This window comes from Aeromonas sp. RU39B, assembly GCF_900156095.1.
Taxonomy (GTDB): Bacteria; Pseudomonadota; Gammaproteobacteria; order Enterobacterales; family Aeromonadaceae; genus Aeromonas.
In genome coordinates this window covers 77,815-96,243 of sequence record NZ_FTMJ01000007.1, presented here as the reverse complement: position 1 = coordinate 96,243, position 18,429 = coordinate 77,815, and the positions used below count along the sequence as shown (strand labels likewise).

Genomic DNA, 18,429 nt, shown 5'->3' with positions numbered 1-18,429 from the left:
CGGGTCAGCGACCCGGTTGGTAGAGCTGATCGAACAGACCGCCATTGGCAAAGTGATGCTTCTGCGCCTGATCCCAATCCCCTTCAATATCTTTCAGGGTGAACAGTTTCAGCGCCGGGAAGCGATCCTTCACCTCGGCAGCAACCTTGGGATCGGTCGGTCGATAGAAGTGTTTGGCGGCGATGCGTTGGCCCTCTTCCGAATAGAGGTAGGCCAGATACGCCTTGGCCAACTCTTCGGTGCCGTGCTTTTTGGCAACCTTGTCGACCACGGCAACCGGCGGCTCGGCCAGAATCGATACCGACGGCACCACCAGCTCAAACTTGTCGGCAGTCTGCGGTTGCGACAGCACTAACAATGCCTCGTTCTCCCACGCCAGCAACACATCGCCAATTCCACGCTCGACAAAGCTGGTGGTCGCGCCACGGGCGCCGGAATCGAGTACCTTCACATGCTTGTAGAGATCGGTGATGAACTGCTTGGCCTTCTCTTCACCCCCCTGCTGCTTGGCGTAACCCCAAGCGGCCAGATAGTTCCAACGGGCACCGCCCGAGGTCTTGGGATTGGGGGTCACGATGGAGACGTCATCACGCACCAGATCGTTCCAGTCCTTAATGGCTTTGGGGTTGCCCTTGCGCACCAGGAATACGATGGTGGAGGTATACGGCGATGCGTTGTGCGGCAGCGCCGATTGCCAGTTCTCCGGCAGCAAGCCCGCCTTGGCGATGGCATTGATGTCGTAACCCAGGGCGAGGGAGACCACGTCGGCCTCCAGACCATCGGTCACCGCACGCGCCTGTTTACCCGAGCCACCATGAGACTGTTTGACGGTGACGCTGTCACCGGTTTTGCCCTGCCAATAGCTGGCAAACGCGCTGTTGTAATCCTGATAGAGCTCACGGGTCGGATCGTAAGAGACGTTGAGCAGTTGGCGTTCGGCAGCCTGCAGCGGACTCCAGGCCAAGGCTGCAAGCAGGGAGAGGGTGACAACAGACGCTTTCATGGTGACGCTCCTTATCGGTTAATGGGAGCAGCATGCCGTGAGAGCTTATATATGAGAACGAATAAGTTGCGCTTTGCTTATCTCAAAAATAAATAAGGACCGCTTGGCGGTCCCTATGTGAGACGGGCCATCAGATGACCCGGGAGAATTGCTGCTGCCGCGCCTTGCGTCGCAGGTACACATCAAAGCACATGCAGATGTTGCGAATAAGCAGGTGACCAGTTGGCGCCACCTCGATACGCCCCTCATCCAGCATGACCAGACCATCGTCGACGAAGGTCTTGAGCAGGGCCAGATCCTCGGCAAAGTAATCGGCAAAGCGCAGATCGTAGCGCTGCTCAATCTCGGCAAAGTCGAGACGAAAATTGCAGATAAGTCCCTTGATAACATCCCGGCGGATCAGGTCATCCCGGTTAAGGGCGCACCCCTTCCACTGGGCATGGCCGAGCGTATCGATCTGGGCGTAATACTCTTTGAGATCTTTCTGGTTCTGGGAATAGGCATCCCCCAGCATGCTGATCGAGGAGACTCCGAGCCCAAGCAGATCGCACTCGCCCTGGGTGGTGTACCCCTGAAAGTTGCGATGCAGCTTGCCCTCACGCTGGGCCACCGCCAGCTCGTCATCGGGTCTGGCAAAGTGATCCATACCGATAAACTGATAGCCACGGCCGGTGAGAAATTCGATGGTCTCCTGCAGCATGGCGAGCTTCTCGCGCGGCGCTGGCATCTCTTCTTCTTTGAGCTTGCGCTGGGCGGCAAAGCGGCTTGGCAGGTGGGCATAGTTGAAGATCGACAACCGCGCCGGCTCGGTGCCCAGCACCTCTTCGAGCGTATGGCGGAAGCTCTCACGGGTCTGGCGTGGCAGACCGTAGATGAGATCGAGGTTGGTTGAGCTAAATCCCAGCGCACGGGCGCGCGCCAGCATGGCATGGATAAAGTCGTTGTCCTGCTCGCGGTTGACCGCCTCTTGCACCGACTTGTTGAAATCCTGCACCCCTAAGCTGATGCGGTTAAAGCCGACGTCACGCAGCACATCGAGCATGGAGAGCTCGATCTCCCGCGGATCGACCTCGATGCTGATTTCGCCCACCTCGGCAAAGTGGAAGTGCTCGCGCAGCATACTCATCAGGCGGCGAGTCTGGGTTTCGGTCAGATAAGTCGGTGTGCCGCCACCCCAGTGCAGCTGGGTCACGGTGCGATCGGCAAAGCGCGGCGCCAAGGCGCGAATTTCGCGCTCCAGATAATCGAGATAGTGGTCGGCTTTGTGCTGGTGACGGGTGATCACCTTGTTGCAGCCACAGTAGTAACAGAGCTTGTGGCAGAACGGGATATGCACATACAGGGAGAGTGGACGGGCAGGATATTGACCGGCAGCAGTCACAAACTGATCAAAGCCGAACGCCTCATCAAATTCGAGCGCCGTCGGATAGGAGGTATAACGGGGGCCGCTGTAGTTGTATTTCTCGATCAGCGCCTGATCCCAGACAATCTTCTCTGCTTGCACATCACGCTCCTCATGATGGCCTCATCCCGGCAGCGTGAGACGGGCCAGTTTTGCCAGATCATCGTGGATCTGATCGTTATAGTCGGCTTCATGGCCAAGTCGCCGCACATCCTGGCGCATCCGCTCCTGCTTGGTCAGCTCACGGCGCGCCGCATGGGTCGGCAGATCTTTGATCTTGTCATACAGCCCGTACAGACCGGGATACATCACGGCCAGCGGCTGTGGCGGTGTCCATTGCAGAGCATCGAGCAGATTGGTGAGACGAATCGCCCCTTCCGACAACTCGCATTGCCCCTCACTCACGGCACGGGCGATCAGTTGAACGCTGTCCAGAATGCGCGTATTGCGCTCCCGAATGGCCGTGTTGCGGGCCTGACTCTGACGCCGCAGCTGGCGCAGCAGACTGGCGGCATATGCCGCCAGACCTAGCAAAATCACCGCCCCGCTCAGTGCCAGAGCCGTCAACATCACGGCTTGGGCTCGGGCTTGTAGTCAGAGTCGAGGAAGCGATCCCACAGCTCGTCATCGCTGGCGGGCTCGGCGTCATCTTCGTCTTCATCGTCCTCTTCCACCAGACCCAGCTCTTCCATCAGTTGCTGGTGACGGGTGACCTGCTGCTCGACCCAGGCTTGATCCGCCGGGCTCAGGGTCTCGCCCTCATCAAGGCGATCCATCAGCGCATTGAGACGATCATCGTTCTCGATCATGGCCAGCTCCTGCTCGGGAGTGAGCGGCAGCGGCTTCTTCTCTTCTTTGACCGGCTTGCTCTTGGCAGGCTGCGGCTTGGGCGCTTCAACAATCAGTGCTACCGGAGTACGGGAACCGATACGCGGATCCTTCTTCTCCTTCTTGCCAGACTTGCCGCCGTTATCGGCAACCGAGTGGCGGGAGCCCGCCTTCAGCCCTTTACGCTTGGCGATACGCTTGCGCTGACGCCCGGCCAGGGCGCTCTCTTGGGACTCTTTCTTGCCGCCGCTCTTGGGCTTGCGAACAGGTTGTTTGGCCGACATGACTTCACTCCAAAAAAAGACAACGGAACCAGACTGAAGATGCCATGGAAGGGCATCTTAACGGGACGTGGAAAGAGGGTACAGGAGAGAGGCGCGGGATTGGGATCCGGCGCGGATTCTGCCTTGCTTTACAACGGTACACCGGCCGGGAAAAGGCACAGACTGGGTTTGATGGTGACTATTTTGACACAAAAAGGGGTCAGCGGTTAATCGCCAGACAGAAAAAAGGCAGCGCGCGCTGCCCCTTGAGATCCTGATGCCCGATGCATCGTCCGCGCCTCATTCACACTGCGGTGAGGTACAGAGAGTCTCCCTGACTCGTAACATAATTTATTGTGTTTGTATGATTTGCGTGTGCTTGCTTCTTTTTTACCTGGCCTGCTGGCTCCTGCCTGCGGCCCGGGAAGGCGGCGTCATGCCTTGACCTCTCTTCTTGAAAGGGCACCACTCCCTTGATGCGAGCGTCGCGGTACCGGAAGGACCAAGGCGACGAGGTGCTCTCACTGACTAATATACATTAGACAAAAGCGGGCTCAACGACCTTTACCAATGATTAAACATCATAAAAACCATAAAAAGCCTCAGAGCATTGAAAAACAAAGGCTTGTTGCAGCAAATGGATTCAAAAAGAAAACGTTGTCAGACCACTGAAAAGGCAATTTCCTACAGCAAACAGGTAAGAAATCTACCTTTTCACGGCGTTCCCCGATAATGAGCGCTGTGTTGACCAATATAAATACCGCCATCGGCAGCAAAGTTCTGCTCCTCGATAGCGGAGCTAGCCATCTCTTCGATATCAAAGCGCAGAGAATCAAACGCCCGCATCACATCCGCCTCGGCCAACAGAGGCAGGCCGGTCATATGTTCCAGCTGGGATTTGCTGATATAGCACTGGATCAGGGCTCCGCACTGCTGGGCAGGAAAGCTCACCAGCTGGCTGCTGCCATGCCACTCCTGCAGGTCGGGAAACAGAATGTCTTGGTTCATGGTGTTCCTCGCAACGACTCTGGCTTAACCCAGATTACGACGCAGCTCGCGCAGCACCTGACGAGTGCCCGGGCGAATACCGCGCCACAGGGTGAAGGCCTCGGCCGCCTGCTCCACCAGCATGCCCAGTCCGTCGATCACCCGCTCCGCCCCCAGTTGACGCGCCCAACCGTTAAAGGCGGTATCACCGGCGCCATACATCATATCGTAGACGGTCAGGCGTGAATGGATCAGGTCAGCGGCTAACGGCGGCAACTCACCCGCCAGGCTGGCCGAGGTGGAGTTGATAATAAGATCAAATGGCCCTTCTAGCGCCGCATAAGCCGACGCCTGCACAGCACCCAGATCGGCAAACTCGCTGGCCAGTTGTTCGGCCTTGGCCTGGGTGCGATTGGCAATCACCAGTTGGCGGGGACGCTCGGCCAGCAGCGGCGCCAGTGCGCCACGCGCCGCACCACCAGCCCCCAGCAGCAGAATGCGCGCCCCTTCCAGCTCGACCGATTGTTGCTTGAGGTCAGCCACCAGACCGGCACCATCAGTGTTATCACCGATCAGAACACCGTCATCGGTCATCTTGAGGGTGTTGACCGCGCCGGCGCGGCGCGCGCGCGGGGTGAGCGAACCGGCCAGCGCAAAGGCCTGTTCCTTAAACGGCACCGTGACGTTACAGCCCTTACCACCGCGGACAAAAAACAGATGCAGCGCATCGGCAAAACCGTCCAGCGGCGGCTCGCACAGGGAGTACTCCATCTGCTGCATGGTCTGGCGGGCAAACAAGGTGTGGATGAAGGGTGATTTGCTGTGGCGAATCGGGTGGCCAAATACGAGATAGCGGTCCATCGGAAATATCCTGTTACGGCTGATGGTCCGATTTAACGGCTTTTTGCCGGCTGCCACAAGCAAAACGGCCCCAGCGCGGGGCCGCCTGCGTCACCATTCGCGTGCCGTCAGATAGTCATTCAAGCGCGCCTCGGCGCTGCCGGGCTCGGCCTGCCAGTCATACTCCCAGCGTGCCAGCGGTGGCATCGACATCAGGATCGACTCGGTGCGACCACCGGTCTGCAGACCAAACAGCGTGCCGCGATCGTAGACCAGATTGAACTCCACATAGCGGCCACGGCGATAGAGCTGGAACTGCCGCTCGCGCTCACCGTAGGGCACCTCTTTGCGCCGCTCGATGATCGGCAAATAGGCGGCCAGGTAGCCCTCGCCCACCGCCTGCATAAAGTCAAAGCATTGCTCGAACGGCCAGCGGTTGAGGTCATCGAAGAAGAGTCCACCGACACCGCGGGTCTCGCCGCGATGCTTGAGATAGAAATAGCGATCGCACCAGGCCTTGTATTCGGGATAGACCTGCTCACCAAAGGGGGCACACAGGTCACGCGCCACCTGATGCCAGTGGCGGCAATCTTCCTCAACCGGGTAAAACGGCGTCAGATCGAAACCACCGCCAAACCACCAGATGGGCGCCTCGCCCTCTTTCTCGGCAATGAAAAAGCGCACGTTGGCGTGACTGGTCGGCACATGGGGATTGCGCGGATGGATCACCAGTGACACCCCCATCGCCTCAAAGCGGCGGCCGGCCAACTCGGGCCGGTGGGCGGTGGCAGAGGCGGGCATGGCATCACCGAATACGTGGGAGAAGTTAACGCCCCCCTGCTCGATGATTGCCCCTTCGCGCAGCACCCGGGTGCGACCACCGCCGCCACCCTCCCGCTGCCAGGCATCCTCGACAAAACGGCCCGTACCATCGGCCTGCTCCAGCGCCGCACAGATCTGGTCTTGCAGCGCCAGCAGATACGCCTTCACCCCGCTCACATCGGGTCGGTTCATGGCGCCTCCTAGGATGCTCGCAGCAGTGCACCGGTGCGGGCATCGCGGATTTCGGAAGGATTGGTCCGCCCGCCAACCTGGCCGGGCAGAATGAAATCGAGCCGGTCGCTCAAAGCAGCCGCCACATCGGCCGTCGTGCGCCCCGGCTCTTCACCGCTCAGATTAGCACTGGTAGAGACCAGCGGTTTGCCGAAGGCGCGGCACAGTGCCTGCACCTGGGGATGCGCCGTAACCCGCACGGCCAGGGTATCAAACTGGCCGGTCAGCCAGTTGGGCGTGGTGGCGCGTGCCGGCATCACCCAGGTAAACGGGCCGGGCCAGCTGGCCTCAACGTGGGCGCGCTGCTGCTCGGTCAGTTGATCGATGGCGATGTAGGGCAGCAGTTGCTCGAGATCGGCGGCGATCAGGATCAGCCCCTTTTCGACCGGGCGCTGTTTGATAGCCAGCAATTTGTGGACCGCGGCTTCGGAGTCAGGATCACAGCCGACGCCAAACACGGCTTCCGTTGCATAGGCGATCACCCCTTCCTTGCGAAGGACGCTGACCGCTTGTTCAAGTTCATTCATGTTCATATTGCTCACGCTCAATTTTTTATTGTCACGACGAATCCGTCGCGCCGAGCCCGCCCAGATAAAAAAACGGCGGCCCGAAAGCCGCCGTTGTTGTGACACGTTCTGATTACTTTTTCAATTGTGCTTGCAAGGCGGCGTCTTTGGCCATGACCTCTTCGGCGTTCTTCTGACGCTCGGCACGCACACGAGCCGCCAGCTCGTCATCGCCCACCGCCAGCATCTGGGCCGCCAGATACGCAGCATTCTTGGCACCGGCTTTGCCGATAGCCACGGTGGCAACCGGCACACCGCCAGGCATCTGCACGGTAGAGAGCAGCGCATCCAGTCCCTTGAGCGGGCCACCATCGATCGGCACACCGATCACCGGACGGGTAGTGATGCCGGCAACGGCACCCGCCAGGTGAGCTGCGAGACCTGCCGCGCAGATAAAGACGCGGCAACCGCGCGCTTCGGCGTCGGTTACATAGGCGTGGGTGGCAGCAGGGGTCCGGTGGGCGGAAGTCACCTTCACCTCGACCTGGATATCAAACGAATTGAGCACGTCCAGGGTCGTCTGCATCACGGGGAAGTCGGAATCAGAGCCCATCAGGACTGCAACAAAGGGTTTGGTCATAGCGGAAAATCCTTACTCCAAGTGGGGGCTAAACCTTGCCGCAAACGTTTACCGGCGCGGCGTGGCGATTATAACCGCTCCACTTGTCTGCCGCATGCTTTTTGCGGACAGACCCAGCGCAGGGTGCCACGCACCCGTTTTTCCACCATGATGCTCCAGCCGCAATCGGGACAGCTCATCGCAACCGGCTTGTCATTGACCACGTATTTGCACTCGGGATAGCAGCTGCAGGCATAAAACTGCTTGCCATAGCGCGAGGTGCGGCTCTCCAGATGCCCTTGGCCACAACTGGGACAGGCAATCTGGGTATCATCTTTCTCCTGCAGCGATTCGATGTGCTGGCAGAGGGGATATTGGGTGCAACCGACAAACAGGCCGTAACGCCCCTTCTTGATGGCCAGCGGCTGACCACACGCCGGGCATTGAGAGCCTTCCAGCACCTTTTCGATATCACGTCCAGAAGGGCTCAGGGAACGAATGAAGTCACAGGCCGGATAGGCACTGCAACCCAGGAAGGGACCATGCTTGCCCTGGCGGATCACCAGCTCGGCGCCACATTGCGGGCAGGGGTCACGCTCGAGAGCGTGCTCGTGCGCAGAGAACAGGTTGGGATCAATTTTGGACATGAGTCACCGCGCTTGCCGAATCCGGAATGGCCGGATTCTAGCAGCGCGGCGCCATGGTGTCAGTGAATCACGCCATCCGACTCGTCAAACACCAGCTCTTCCATCTGCTGGTAGGCGTTTTCGCTGCCGGGAACGTTGAATAGCACCATCATCACCACCCACTTGAGGTCATCGAGCTCAATCTCGGGGCTGTCGAGCTCCAACAGACGTTCGATGACAATCTCGCGGGTTTCAGCGTTGAGCACATTAGCCTGCTCGAGGAACATCAAAAAGCCACGGCACTCGACACTGAGCCGGGCCAGCTCCTGCGGGGCATAGATGCGCATTGAACTGGGGGCACTGCAGGTGACGTAGGTTTCACGTTCGCTGTCATGCAGACTGGCCAAACGCTCCAGCCATCCCAGTGCTTTGTAAATTTCATCCTGATGAAAACCGGCGCGTGTCAGCTCGTCGGTCAGTTGGTCCTGATCGATCATGACCTCTGCATCGCTGTGGATGTAGGTCTCGAAAAGGTACATCAATACATCAAACATGATTCACCCTCCCCTTCTGACATATCCACCGGCGACCGCCTCCACCAACCCTTCCAGCTCCAGTTCGACCAGCTGTCCGAGAACAACATCGACCGGGAGACCGGCTCTGGCGGCAACGACATCCACACTTGTGGCCTCATAACCTACGTTATCCAACAAACCGGGTAATGGCAATCGACAGCTCACCTCACCATCCATTGTCGCGACCGATGAATGACAACCTGATGACCATCCCAGCTCTTCCACTATATCGGCTGCCTCGAGCACAAGTTTCGCGCCCTGCTGGATCAATTTGTTGCAACCGAGCGCCTGAGCGTTTTGCCGGGCGCCCGGCACCGCAAACACATCACGCCCTTGCTCAAGGGCAAAACGGGCCGTAATGAGCGACCCGCTCTGCTCGGCCGCCTCAACCACCACCACCCCGAGCGACAATCCACTGATGATGCGGTTACGCCGCGGAAAGTGCTCCGGCAGCGGCCCTTGCGCCGGAAAACACTCGGAAACCAGCGCGCCGCCTCGCGCCAGAATCTGCTCGGCCAGCCCCTTGTTACGAGCCGGATAGACCATATCCAGTCCCGAGCCGAGCACAGCCACGGTCTGGCCACCACCATCGAGCACCGCCTGATGACAGATGGCATCGATTCCCAACGCCAGCCCGGAGGTGATGGTGAGACCCGTGGCAGCAAGGTCACTGGCCAGTTGCCGGGCATTGTCGCGGCCAGCATAGGTCGGATGGCGGGTACCCACCATGGCCAGTTGGCTGTCTGATAGGCGCGCTGGCTGGCCACGGCACCAAAGTAGCAGCGGCGCCGCAGGGATGGCCCGCAGCAGCGCCGGATAGTCGGGGTGATCGGGGGTTAACAGATGACAATCCTCGGTCTGGCACCAAGAAAGCCCATCCGACTGTTCGGCCAAGGGGCGGCGCAGAGCTTGCAACTGCTGACTGTTAAGCCCCCATTCGCGCAGCGCCGCATCCGGCATGGCCAGCAGCGCATCGATGTCGTCCTCAACCTGTTCGAGTAATCGCCAGGCACGCACCGGCCCAATCCCCGGCAACCCGGCCAGAGTCAGCCACTGCGCTGCGCGTGCCTCAGGGGGCGGTAACGGCATAGCCCACCCGCACCAGATCCTGGCTGTGCATAATCAGGCCGTAACTCAGGGTGGGATACACCTTGAACAGCATGATGGTGGCGATCACCTCAGCCGGCAGGCGTGGATTTTTCGCCGGTGCCGCTTTCGCCTCGGCAAAACGCTCGACCGTCGCATGATTAAGCAGCGCACCGGGACGCCAAGCGTGCAACAACATGCCCGGTGTCAGCGCTTCACGTGCTCCGCGGTTGATCAGCACCACATCTAACCGGCTGCCGGTAACCCGCTGCCCGGGCAGCCCGATAATCTCGCCCCCTTGAAGCGAAGCGGCAGGCCGTGGATCGAACTGCGCCTGCAATGTGGGGTCGGCCGGAAGCGGCAGCAAGCGATCGCCCTCACGCACCTCTTCCCGGTTGGAGAGCAGCGTCACCCGGCTCATCCCCTCGCCTGCCACACTATCGGCGCGCACCACGCCAGTGAGGTTGGCCACCTGACCCAACCACTCACCGCTGTGAGGATCGTGAAATTCACTGCCCACACGATAGACGCCATAGCGCTGCCCGGTTTGCAGAACCCCTCGCACATAGAGGATGGCTGGCGCCAACAAGGCTCGCTGACCGGAGTTATTGCCCAAGACCATCGGCGCGCCATCGCGCTGCACCTGGCTGGCAAACAGCAGGTCCTGGGTCAAAAAGGGCTCAATAGCCGCAAGCGGCAAGGCGGGGATAGCATCATTGGCAGCTTCGCGCCGCACCTTGGGTGACAGGGTTATCACCGGCTTGGCAAACGCGCCACTGCGTACCAGTCGGGGAACACCGTTTTGCCACTGCAGGGCCAGTTGATCGCCAGGATAGATGCGATGCGGATTGGCAATCTGTGGGTTCGATTGCCACAAGATTGGCCATTGCCACGGTTTCTGTAGATAATGTGCGGCTATATCCCACAATGTATCGCCCTGCTGCACCACATAGGTGGCCGGGTAATCCGGCTGCAGCAATGGGGATTCGTTTGCCAGTGTCAGTGGCGAGCACCCCAGCCAGAGCAGCAGGGGGATGATTGGTTTCAGCTTCATGGCACTCCTTGTGTGTAACACAGGGTGAGTGACTGTTTTTTGGCGGCGTAAATGACTAGAATTACGCCAGCTTCAACCCTTTTTTTGCATAAGGCTCAACAGATTATTTATGGCCATTCTAGACGTATTGCGCTTCCCCGATGAGCGACTCAGAACTGTCGCTGCCTCAGTCGAGGCCTTTACTCCCGAACTACAGAACATTGTAGATGATATGTTTGAGACCATGTACGCCGAAGAGGGCATCGGTCTGGCGGCAACCCAGGTCGATATCCACCAGCGTATCATCGTCATCGACGTCTCTGAGGAGCGCAATGAGCGACTGGTGCTGATCAACCCGGTGATGCTCGAGCAGTCCGGTAGCACCGGCATCGAAGAGGGCTGCCTGTCGGTACCGACTTGCCGCGCACTGGTGCCTCGCGCCGAATGGGTCAAAATCCGCGCCCAAAATGCCAAGGGTGAGTTCTTTGAACTGGAAGCCGACGATCTGCTGGCCATCTGCATTCAGCACGAAATGGACCATCTGATCGGCAAGCTGTTTGTCGATTATCTCTCTCCGCTCAAACGCCAGCGTTTTCGTCAGAAGCTGGAAAAGATGGCACGAGAAGATCGCAAGAACGCCTGAGGATACCCCGCTTGAGCAAACTCAAACTGATTTTTGCCGGTACTCCCGACTTCGCCGCCCGTCATCTGGCGGCGTTGTTGTCTTCCGGCCACGAGGTTGTGGCCGTCTATACCCAGCCGGATAAACCCGCCGGTCGCGGTCAAAAGCTCACAGCCAGCCCGGTCAAAGAGCTCGCCTTAGCCCACAATCTGCCGGTCTATCAACCGGTTAGCCTGCGCAATGAAGAGGCGCAAGCTGAACTGGCGGCGCTTGGTGCCGACCTGATGGTGGTGGTGGCATATGGCCTGATCCTGCCCAAGGCCGTGCTCGATACCCCGCGTCTGGGCTGCATCAACGTACACGGCTCCCTGTTGCCGCGCTGGCGTGGTGCCGCGCCAATCCAGCGCTCCATCTGGGCCGGTGATGCCGAAACCGGTGTCACCATCATGCAGATGGACGTGGGCCTTGATACCGGCGCCATGCTGCGCAAAGTGAGCTGCCCGATCGCTGCCGACGAAACCTCCACCAGCCTGTATGACAAGCTGGCTGAGCTCGGTCCGCATGCGCTGGTCGAGACTCTCGACATGCTCGCTGCCGGCACCATCAGTGCCGAGGTGCAGGATGATGCCCTGGCCAACTACGCCCAGAAGCTCTCCAAAGAGGAAGCACGCATCGACTGGACACTGGATGCCGCCGCCATCGAGCGCTGCACCCGCGCTTTCAATCCCTGGCCTATCAGCTGGTTTGATGTGGCTGAGCAGACCATCAAGGTGTGGTCTGCCCAAGTCATTGCCGACGATCATGGCAAGGCACCCGGCACCCTGCTCAAGGCCGATCGCGATGGCATCGACGTGGCCACCGGCAACGGTGTATTGCGCCTGCTGACCCTGCAACCGCCCGGCAAGAAGCCGATGAGCGTGCAGGATCTGCTTAACTCCCGGCGCGACTGGTTCACCGTCGGCACTGTACTGGCGTAAGGATGATGGGCGCCCGCCGCCCGTCACCGGCAAGGTTTCAATCAAGGTAAGCGTATGAAAACTCGTGCTCAGGCCGCTTTGGTCATGCAACAGGTGCTGGATCACGGTCACTCTCTCTCCGCGGCGTTGCCCCCGGCTCAGGATCTGGTTGCGCCCCGTGACCGCGCCCTGCTGCAGGAGCTTTGCTACGGCACCCTGCGCTGGTTGCCGCGTCTTGACGCCGCAGTCGGCGAGATGATGGACAAGCCGCTCAAAAACAAGAGCCGCGTCTTTCACTATCTGCTGCTGGTCGGTCTCTACCAGCTCATCTATACCCGCATTCCGCCCCATGCGGCCGTGGCCGAGACCGTCAACGCCACCAAGCTGCTGAAAGGACAAGCGCTGCGTGGCCTGATCAATGGTGTGCTGCGCAATTTCCAGCGCAGTGCCGAAGTGATTCTGATGCGGGTGGATCGCAATCCCAGCGTCCGCCTTGGCCATCCGGAGTGGTTAACCAAACGCCTGCGCCAAGCCTATCCAGAGCAGTGGGAAGCAATTCTCGATGCCAACAACCAGCGCCCGCCCATGTGGATCCGCAACAACGGCAGCCGCCAAAGCCGCGATGCCATGCTGGCGCGGATGGCCGACACTGGCCTGGAAGCCACAGCCGGCAGCGAAGGGGACCAATCCATTCTGCTGACTCGCCCCTGCGATGTGGCCAAGCTGCCCGGCTTTGAGACCGGCGACTGCTCGGTACAGGACGGCGCTGCGCAGCAAGCCGCCGCACTGCTCGACCCGCAGCCGGGCGAGTGGGTGCTCGACGCCTGCGCCGCCCCGGGCGGCAAGACCGCACATCTGCTGGAGCGCCAGCCGGCGCTGGCCGGTGTGGTCGCGGTGGATGCCGATGGCGAGCGCCTCAAGCGGGTGCAGCAAAATCTGGATCGTATCGGCCTGCAGGCTCAGCTTATCCACGGTGATGCCAGCGCGCCGGACCAATGGTGGCAAGGGCCGCAATTTGATCGCATTCTGCTTGATGCCCCCTGCTCGGCCACCGGCGTTATCCGCCGCCACCCCGATATCAAGTGGCTGCGCCGCGATCAGGACATCCGCGAGCTGGCCCAGCTGCAACGCCAGATTCTGGGCGCCTTGTGGTCGAAACTCAAAAGCGGCGGTACGCTTTTGTATGCCACCTGTTCGGTGCTGCCGGACGAGAATCGCGATCAGATCCGCGCCTTTCTCGCTGCCACTCCCGATGCCACGCTGGTTCCGCTGCACGCTGGCGATACGCCGCAGATGCCGGGGCGCCAGTTCCTGCCGGGAGAGGGTGAGATGGACGGCTTCTATTACGCCAAGTTGAAGAAGCAGTGAGCCAACGATGAAGATCATCATTCTGGGCGCCGGCCAAGTCGGCGGCACGCTGGCAGAGAATCTGGCCGGTGAGAACAACGATATCACGCTGGTCGACACCGACAGCGAACGGCTGCGCGAGCTGCAGGATCGCTTCGACCTGCGGGTGGTGAACGGCCACGGTGCTCATCCCAAGGTGCTGCGCGAAGCCGGCGCTCAGGATGCCGACATGCTGGTTGCCGTGACCAACAGCGATGAAACCAACATGATCGCCTGTCAGGTGGCCTACTCCCTGTTCAACACCCCCAACAAGGTGGCGCGGATCCGCTCTCCGGCCTATCTGGCCGAACGCGATCGCCTGTTCTTGCCCGAGGCGGTGCCGGTCGATCACCTGATCGCCCCCGAGCAGTTGGTGACAGACTATATCCGCCGCCTGATCGAATACCCCGGCGCCCTGCAAGTGGTCGACTTTGCCGGTGGCCGGGTAGGTCTGGTCGCGGTCAAGGCCTACTACGGCGGTCCGCTGGTCGGTAATGCGCTTTCAACCTTGCGCGAGCACATGCCCAACATCGAAACACGGGTGGCGGCGATTTTCCGTCAGGGCCGTCCGATCCGCCCGCAAGGGACCACCATCATCGAGGCCGATGACGAAGTCTTCTTCGTGGCCGCCTCCGGCCATATCCGCGCCGTGATGTCGGAGCTGCAACGCCTCGAGAGCCCCTATCGCCGCATCATGATCGTCGGTGGCGGCAACATCGGTGCCGGTCTGGCGCGTCAGCTCGAGAAGCGCTACAGCGTCAAGTTGATCGAACGCAGCCCCAAACGGGCCGAGCAGCTCTCCGAGCTGCTTGAGAACACCATCGTCTTCTGTGGTGATGCCGCCGATCAGGAGCTGCTGGCCGAAGAGCATATCGACCAGACCGACGTCTTCATTGCCGTGACCAATGAGGATGAGGCCAATATCATGTCGGCCCTGCTCGCCAAGAAGATGGGCGCCAAGAAGACCATGGTGCTGATCCAGCGCGGTGCTTATGTGGATCTGGTACAAGGCGGCTCCATCGATATCGCCATCTCACCGCAACAGGCCACCATTTCTGCCCTGCTCACCCACGTGCGGCGTGCCGACATCGCCAACGTTTACAGCCTGCGCCGCGGCGCGGCCGAAGCGATTGAAGCGGTAGCCCACGGCGACGAGAACAACTCCAAGGTGGTGGGTCGCACAGTAGGCGAGCTCAAACTGCCGCCCGGCACCACCATTGGCGCCATTGTGCGTGGCGAAGAGGTGCTGATCGCCCATGACCGCACCGTTATCCAACAGGATGACCATGTGGTGATGTTCCTGGTCGACAAGAAGTACATTCCCGAAGTAGAAAGGCTGTTCCAACCCAGCCCCTTCTTCCTGTAACGCGACCATGACTCAGCGCATCCCGCATCAGGCCCGGTCAGCTCTCTTTAGGGAGAGCGCCGGGCCTTGTGTTAATCAACGACCAGGCTGCCACTCATGATCAAGCTGCGTCCCATCCTGTTCACCCTTGGACTGGTGCTCTCCAAGCTGGCCCTCTTCATGTGGCTGCCCACCCTGTTGGCGCTAGTCACCGGCACGGAAGGGGTGGCCGAGTTTCTCAAGTCGGTGCTGATCACTCACGCCGCGGCCTTCCTCTGCCTGCACTACGGGCGCAAGGCGACATTCCGGCTCGGGGTGCGCGAGATGTTCCTGCTGACCACCTTGGTGTGGGCGGTGGTCTGCATTTTCGGCGCCCTGCCGTTTGTGTTTATCAACCACATCAACTTTACCGACGCCTACTTCGAGACCATGTCGGGCGTGACCACCACCGGCTCGACCGTGCTCTCCGGCCTCGACACCATGGCCCACAGCATTCTGTTGTGGCGCTCCATCCTGCAGTGGCTGGGTGGGGTTGGTTTTATCGTGATGGCGGTGGCGGTGCTGCCTTATCTGAACGTGGGCGGCATGAAGCTGTTCCAGACCGAAAGCTCGGACTGGTCGGATAAAAGTGCTCCGCGCGCCAAGACGGTGGCCAACCATATCGTGCTGGTCTATCTGGTGTTGTCGATGCTCTGCGTGCTGGCCTACTGGGCCAGTGGCATGACCATCTTCGAAGCCATCAACCACTCGATGACCACCCTCAGCACCGGCGGTTACTCCACCTCGGATCAATCCATGTCGCACTTCTCCAATGCGGCGCACTGGGTCGGAACCCTGTTTATGTTCCTTGGTGGCCTGCCGTTCCTGCTCTATGTGCAGAGCCTCTCGCGCCGTGATGCCAGCTTGTTTCATGATGCGCAGGTGCGGGGTTTCTTCTGGTTGGTGCTGGCAACAACTGCGGTGCTGACCCTCTATCTGTGGCACCGGAATATTTTCGGTTTCTGGGATGCGCTGCGGATCAGCTGCTTTAACATCGTGTCGGTGCTGACTACCACCGGTTACGGGCTGGGTGACTTCGGTACCTGGGGCCCGCTCTCCTTTATTCTGTTTTTATGCCTGTTAGGGATCGGCGCCTGCTCCGGCTCAACGGCCGGTGGCCTCAAGATCTTTCGGATCCAGCTCTCGTTTGCGCTGTTTCGCAAGCAGATGCTGCAACTGATGCACCCCTCCGGCGTGTTCCCGCAGAAATTCAACGGCCGCCCGGTCAACGAAAGCATCATCCGCTCGATGATAGCGTTTGTTCTCTCCTACGTGGCGGTGATCCTGTTTATCGCTGCGCTGCTGGCTTTTATCGGGCTCGATCCGCTGACCTCGATTTCCAGCTCCATTACGGCGGTGGCTAACGTTGGCCCGGGCATGGGACCGATAGTGGGGCCAAGCACCAACTTTGCCAGCTTGCCCGAATCGGCCAAGTGGATCCTGTCCTTTGGCATGATGCTGGGGCGCCTCGAAATCCTGACGGTGGCGGTACTGTTCTTCCCCTCCTTCTGGCGTCAGTAGCAACGGAGCCAGAACCAAAGAGGCAGCCCATCGGCTGCCTCTTTGTCATTCAACTGTTGAGCGCCGGGGGCGTCTGCTCATCCGCCTGCTCCAACGCCTGCTCGACCAGCGCTTCAGGGAGCGGTTTGGGCACCTCAACGCCCAACTCACGCAGCCGCTCGGCCTGCATCAACAGATTGCCGCGCCCTGAGGCGAGCCGCCCCATCGCCTTGTCATAGCTCTCGTTGGCGCGCTGCAAACTACCGCCCAGGCTCTGCATCTCCTCGACAAACAGCCGCAGTTTTTCGTAGAGCCGCCCGGCACGCTCGGCAATCAGGCGGGCATTCTGATTCTGCCGATCCACCCGCCACAGGTTCTCGATGGTGCGCAGCGCCACCATCAGGTTGGTCGGGCTAACCAGCAGAATGTTGTTCTCCAGCCCGTAACGCACCAGTGAAGGGTCAGCGTCCAGTGCCACCAGAAATGCGGGCTCGACCGCCACAAACATCAGTACATAGTCGAGGGTTCGCACGCCAGGCAACTGCTGGTAATCCTTGCGGCCCAACTCGCGGATGTGACCGCGCACCGACGCTACGTGCTCTTTGAGCGCGACCGCTTTTTCCAGCTCGTCATCGCTGTTGAACCAGCGCTCATAGGCGGTCAGCGAGACCTTGGCATCGACGATGATGTCCTTGCCCTGCGGCAGATGCACTATCACATCCGGCTGATAGCGTTGCCCCTTGTCGGAGGTGAGGCTGACCTGGGTGTCGTATTCGTGCCCTTCGCGCAGGCCGCATTCGCTCAGAATACGCGCCAGCACCACTTCACCCCAGTTGCCTTGTTGCTTGCTGTCGCCCTTGAGCGCCCGGGTCAGGGCTGCCGCCTCTTCAGTCATACGGGCGTTAAGCTCGGCCAAACGTTCCAGCTCGAATCGCAGGTTGTGGCGCTGCTCGCTCTCCTGGGCGTGGGTCTCGCCAATCTGGCGGCGAAAGGCATCAATCTGCTCGCGCAGCGGTGTCAGCACCCGATCCAGACTGTGTTGGTTTAGATCGCGAAACTGGGATGAGTTCTGCTCGAGCAGGCGGTGGGAAAGGTTCTCGAACTGCTGCACCAAACGGGCTTCAGCCTGCTGCTGCAGTTGCAGTTTCTCGGCCATGGCTTGGCGCTCGCTGCGTAGCTGCGCTTCGCCCTCCTTGACCCGGGCGGTCAGGCGGGTGATCAGCTCACGGTGCTCCTCCTGCTTGTCGAGCAGATGCTGGCGCTCGTCACTTAGCTCATCCTGGCGCAGCAGTAGCGCCTCGTTTTTGCCTTGCAGCTGGGCCAGCTCGTCACTTAAAAGACGCTGTTCACGCCGTCCGGCCAGCCACCCGCCCACGGCACTGAGCACCACGCCGGCCAGCAGCAAGGCCCACAGCTCGAGGCTCATCGCCGACCCCGCCGCCGCAGCAGACGACTCAAGGTACGGTTCACGATCACCCAGAACACCACATAGACCAAATAGGCCGCGATAATCACCCACTTGTGGTGATTTACGCCGTCGTCCACGGTGCTGAAAGGGAGATCAGCCACCCGCATGTAGAGCAGGATGATGAGGGGAAACACCAGCAGCAAAGAGGCACGCCAGAAAAATAGCAGCATAGGATTTCAGATTCAGCTAGGAATGACGCTGCTAGCTTACATCAAGCGGGGGGAAACTGGCGAATGAGGGCTCGTTTGGTTCTGGATTAGCCACTCACAGTCGCCTACAATTACCCCTAATT

General features: G+C 60.1%; 19 protein-coding genes and 1 pseudogene. 5 read left to right on the top strand and 15 right to left on the bottom strand.

Annotated features, from left to right (window positions below; genetic code table 11):
- Positions 1-4: 4 nt before the first annotated feature.
- The 13 genes and pseudogenes from BW958_RS11345 to BW958_RS11285 form a co-directional block, all read right to left on the bottom strand.
- Complete coding sequence (locus BW958_RS11345) at positions 5-1,003, bottom strand: sulfate ABC transporter substrate-binding protein (protein WP_076575849.1); 999 nt, start codon at positions 1,001-1,003, stop codon at positions 5-7.
- 130 nt (positions 1,004-1,133) lie between these two features.
- On the bottom strand, positions 1,134-2,507 hold the full coding sequence (hemN, locus tag BW958_RS11340; RefSeq protein ID WP_076575848.1) for an oxygen-independent coproporphyrinogen III oxidase: 1,374 nt from the start codon (positions 2,505-2,507) through the stop codon (positions 1,134-1,136).
- 21 nt (positions 2,508-2,528) lie between these two features.
- The gene (locus BW958_RS11335) at positions 2,529-2,975 is read right to left on the bottom strand and encodes a DUF2489 domain-containing protein (RefSeq protein ID WP_076575847.1); all 447 of its coding nucleotides are present in this window, start codon (positions 2,973-2,975) and stop codon (positions 2,529-2,531) included.
- The gene (gene yihI, locus BW958_RS11330) at positions 2,975-3,517 is read right to left on the bottom strand and encodes a Der GTPase-activating protein YihI (RefSeq protein ID WP_076575846.1); all 543 of its coding nucleotides are present in this window, start codon (positions 3,515-3,517) and stop codon (positions 2,975-2,977) included. Before yihI ends, BW958_RS11335 begins: the two co-directional genes overlap by 1 nt.
- 693 nt (positions 3,518-4,210) lie before the next feature.
- Positions 4,211-4,504 carry a DUF1488 family protein gene (locus tag BW958_RS11325; protein WP_076575845.1) on the bottom strand — a complete coding sequence of 98 codons (294 nt, stop codon included), beginning with the start codon at positions 4,502-4,504 and terminating at the stop codon, positions 4,211-4,213.
- A gap of 24 nt (positions 4,505-4,528) precedes the next feature.
- Positions 4,529-5,344 carry a shikimate dehydrogenase gene (gene aroE / locus BW958_RS11320; RefSeq protein ID WP_076575844.1) on the bottom strand — a complete coding sequence of 272 codons (816 nt, stop codon included), beginning with the start codon at positions 5,342-5,344 and terminating at the stop codon, positions 4,529-4,531.
- Positions 5,345-5,434: 90 nt separating this feature from the next.
- The gene (gene hemF / locus BW958_RS11315; RefSeq protein ID WP_076575843.1) at positions 5,435-6,337 is read right to left on the bottom strand and encodes an oxygen-dependent coproporphyrinogen oxidase; all 903 of its coding nucleotides are present in this window, start codon (positions 6,335-6,337) and stop codon (positions 5,435-5,437) included.
- Positions 6,338-6,345: 8 nt separating this feature from the next.
- On the bottom strand, positions 6,346-6,903 hold the full coding sequence (locus BW958_RS11310; protein WP_076575952.1) for an L-threonylcarbamoyladenylate synthase type 1 TsaC: 558 nt from the start codon (positions 6,901-6,903) through the stop codon (positions 6,346-6,348).
- Between the two features lie 112 nt (positions 6,904-7,015).
- Positions 7,016-7,522 (bottom strand): 5-(carboxyamino)imidazole ribonucleotide mutase, encoded by a 507-nt coding sequence (gene purE / locus BW958_RS11305; protein ID WP_076575842.1) that lies wholly within the window; start codon positions 7,520-7,522, stop codon positions 7,016-7,018.
- A 68-nt stretch (positions 7,523-7,590) separates the two neighbouring features.
- Positions 7,591-8,148, bottom strand: a complete 558-nt coding sequence (locus tag BW958_RS11300; protein WP_076575841.1) for a DNA topoisomerase family protein — start codon at positions 8,146-8,148, stop codon at positions 7,591-7,593.
- Between the two features lie 59 nt (positions 8,149-8,207).
- Positions 8,208-8,681: a DUF494 family protein gene (locus tag BW958_RS11295; protein WP_076575840.1), complete on the bottom strand. Its 474-nt coding sequence runs from the start codon at positions 8,679-8,681 to the stop codon at positions 8,208-8,210.
- Positions 8,674-9,791, bottom strand: a pseudogene (gene dprA / locus BW958_RS11290) (DNA-processing protein DprA). The gene BW958_RS11295 and the pseudogene dprA overlap by 8 nt, the downstream one beginning before the upstream one ends.
- On the bottom strand, positions 9,772-10,842 hold the full coding sequence (locus BW958_RS11285) for a LysM peptidoglycan-binding domain-containing protein (RefSeq protein WP_076575838.1): 1,071 nt from the start codon (positions 10,840-10,842) through the stop codon (positions 9,772-9,774). Before BW958_RS11285 ends, dprA begins: the two are co-directional and overlap by 20 nt.
- A 109-nt stretch (positions 10,843-10,951) precedes the next feature.
- Between BW958_RS11285 and def the strand changes: the two genes are divergently transcribed.
- From def to BW958_RS11260, 5 genes are all read left to right on the top strand, one after another.
- The gene (def, locus tag BW958_RS11280; protein WP_076575837.1) at positions 10,952-11,464 is read left to right on the top strand and encodes a peptide deformylase; all 513 of its coding nucleotides are present in this window, start codon (positions 10,952-10,954) and stop codon (positions 11,462-11,464) included.
- A gap of 11 nt (positions 11,465-11,475) precedes the next feature.
- Complete coding sequence (fmt, locus tag BW958_RS11275) at positions 11,476-12,420, top strand: methionyl-tRNA formyltransferase (RefSeq protein WP_076575836.1); 945 nt, start codon at positions 11,476-11,478, stop codon at positions 12,418-12,420.
- A gap of 54 nt (positions 12,421-12,474) precedes the next feature.
- Positions 12,475-13,767 (top strand): 16S rRNA (cytosine(967)-C(5))-methyltransferase RsmB, encoded by a 1,293-nt coding sequence (rsmB, locus tag BW958_RS11270; RefSeq protein WP_076575835.1) that lies wholly within the window; start codon positions 12,475-12,477, stop codon positions 13,765-13,767.
- A 7-nt stretch (positions 13,768-13,774) separates the two neighbouring features.
- A complete protein-coding gene (gene trkA, locus BW958_RS11265) occupies positions 13,775-15,151 on the top strand; it encodes a Trk system potassium transporter TrkA (protein ID WP_076575834.1) in 1,377 nt (458 codons plus the stop codon).
- A 96-nt stretch (positions 15,152-15,247) separates the two neighbouring features.
- Positions 15,248-16,690 carry a TrkH family potassium uptake protein gene (locus tag BW958_RS11260; protein WP_076575833.1) on the top strand — a complete coding sequence of 481 codons (1,443 nt, stop codon included), beginning with the start codon at positions 15,248-15,250 and terminating at the stop codon, positions 16,688-16,690.
- Positions 16,691-16,739: 49 nt separating this feature from the next.
- Here BW958_RS11260 and rmuC read toward each other — a convergent pair whose 3' ends face one another.
- Entirely contained in the window at positions 16,740-18,095 is a 1,356-nt protein-coding gene (rmuC, locus tag BW958_RS11255; RefSeq protein WP_076575832.1) for a DNA recombination protein RmuC, read from the bottom strand.
- A complete protein-coding gene (locus tag BW958_RS11250) occupies positions 18,092-18,307 on the bottom strand; it encodes a hypothetical protein (RefSeq protein ID WP_076575831.1) in 216 nt (71 codons plus the stop codon). Before BW958_RS11250 ends, rmuC begins: the two co-directional genes overlap by 4 nt.
- Between the last annotated feature and the right edge of the window lie 122 nt (positions 18,308-18,429).